The organism is Streptomyces sp. NPDC005195, assembly GCF_040608315.1.
GTDB classification, from domain to species: domain Bacteria; phylum Actinomycetota; class Actinomycetes; order Streptomycetales; family Streptomycetaceae; genus Streptomyces; species Streptomyces kaempferi.
The window spans coordinates 1-2075 of the sequence record NZ_JBEXHZ010000263.1; the positions used below are offsets into that span (position 1 = coordinate 1).

The 2075-nt window shown below is 74.7% G+C and carries 1 protein-coding gene; it reads right to left on the reverse strand.

The window, feature by feature from the left end; translation table 11 throughout:
- Positions 1 to 2075 (reverse strand): type I polyketide synthase (locus ABZV34_RS38785; RefSeq protein WP_356287799.1); only part of this gene is annotated, 2075 nt, incomplete at both ends.

The following is a 2075-nucleotide window of genomic DNA, read 5'->3' on the forward strand; positions in this document are numbered from 1 at the left end:
TTGGACTTCACCGAGCCGAGCCACAGCGGCTGTCCGGGCTCACGGTCCTGGCCGTAGGTGGCGAGGACGGCCTGGGCCTCGATGGGGTCGCCGAGGGTGGTGCCGGTGCCGTGCGCCTCGACGGCGTCGACCTCCGTGGCCGTGACCCCCGCGTCGGCGAGCGCCGCGCGGATGACCCGTTGCTGGGCGGGGCCGTTGGGGGCGCTGAGGCCGTTGGAGGCGCCGTCCTGGTTGACGGCGGAGCCGCGGACGACGGCGAGGACGGGGTGGTTGTTGCGGCGGGCGTCGGACAGGCGTTCCACCAGGAGCATGCCGCCGCCCTCGGAGAAGCCGGTGCCGTCGGCGGCGTCCGCGAACGCCTTGCAGCGGCCGTCCTGCGACAGGCCGCGCTGCCTGCTGAAGTCGACGAACAGGCCGGGTGAGGCCATCACGGTGACGCCGCCCGCGAGGGCGAGGTCGCACTCGCCGGAGCGCAGGGAGCGCACGGCGAGGTGCAGGGCGACCAGGGACGCCGAGCAGGCGGTGTCGACGGTGACCGCCGGGCCCTCCAGGCCGAAGGTGTAGGAGAGGCGGCCGGAGACGACGCTGGCGGCGTTGCCGGTCAGCATGTAGCCCTCGAAGTCCTCCCGGGAGGCGGCCAGCATGCCGGTGTAGTCCTGGCCGTTGGTGCCGGCGAAGACGCCGGTGCGGCTGCCCTTGAGGGTCCTGGGGTCGATGCCGGCCCGCTCGAACGTCTCCCATGTCATCTCCAGCAGCAGCCGCTGCTGGGGGTCCATGGCGACGGCCTCGCGCGGGGAGATGTTGAAGAACGCCGGGTCGAAGCCGCTGGCGTCGTTCAGGAAGCCGCCGGTGCGGGTGTAGACGCTGCCGGGCTTTCCGGGTTCGGGATCGTACAGCGCGTCGAGGTCCCAGCCCCGGTCCTCGGGGAAGGGCACGAGCCCCTCCTCGCCGCCGAGCAGCATGCTCCACAGCTGCTCGGGGGTGCTGACGTCGCCCGGGAAGCGGCAGCCCATGGCGACGACCGCGATCGGCTCGTCGTCCCGCGGGGGCGCGGCAGGGGCGGGGGCCGGGGTGTCGGGCTGTTGTGTCCCGGCCAGCTCGGTCAGGAGGTGGCCGGCGAGGGCGTCGCAGTTGGGGTGGTCGAAGACGAGGGTGGCCGGCAGGCGCAGGCCGGTGATGCGGTTCATGCCGTTGCGCAGTTCGACGGCGCTGAGGGAGTCGATGCCCAGGTCGGTGAAGGGGCGGCCGGGTTCGACGGCCTCCGCTGACGGGTAGCCGAGGACGCCTGCGACGTAGGAGCGGACGACGTCGAGGACGGCGCCGGCCCGGTCGTAGGCGGGCAGTCGGGCCAGGTGGGCCTGGAGGGAGGAGGCGTCCGCGGCGGGGTTCTCGGTCTGCTGGGTGCGGGCGGCGTCCAGGGCGCGGCGGGCGGCGGGCAGGTCGTCGAGGAGGTGGCTGGGGCGCGGTCCGGTGAAGGCGAGCGCGTAGGTGTCCCAGCGCAGGTCGGTGACGACGACGGCGGTGTCGTCGGCGTCCAGGGCCCGGCCCAGTGCGTCGCAGGCGGACTTGGTGTCCATGGGGTGGACGCCGTAGCGGCGCATGCGCTCGCCGGCGGCGTCGCCGACCATGCCGCCGTCGGCCCACAGGCCCCAGGCGACGGCGGTGGCGGGCAGGCCCTGGGAGCGGCGGTGCTGGGCGAGGGCGTCGAGGTAGGCGTTGCCGGGGGCGTAGTTGCCCAGGCCCGCGCCGCCGAGGACGCCGGCGGAGGAGGAGAACAGGACGAAGGCCGACAGGTCCAGGTCCTTGGTGAGTTCGTGGAGGTGCAGGGCGGCGGCGGCCTTGCCGCGCAGGACGGGGTCCATGCGGTCGGGTGTCAGGGAGTCGACGACGGTGTCGTCGAGGGAGCCGGCGGCGTGGAAGACGGCGTCCAGGGGGCGGTCGGCGGGGATCGAGCGGAGCAGGCCGGCCAGGGCGTCCCGGTCGGCGACGTCGCAGGCGGCGAGGGTGATGTCGGCGCCGAGTGCGGTGAGTTCGTCGTGGAGTGCGGCCGCGCCGGGGGCGTCGGCGCCGCGCCG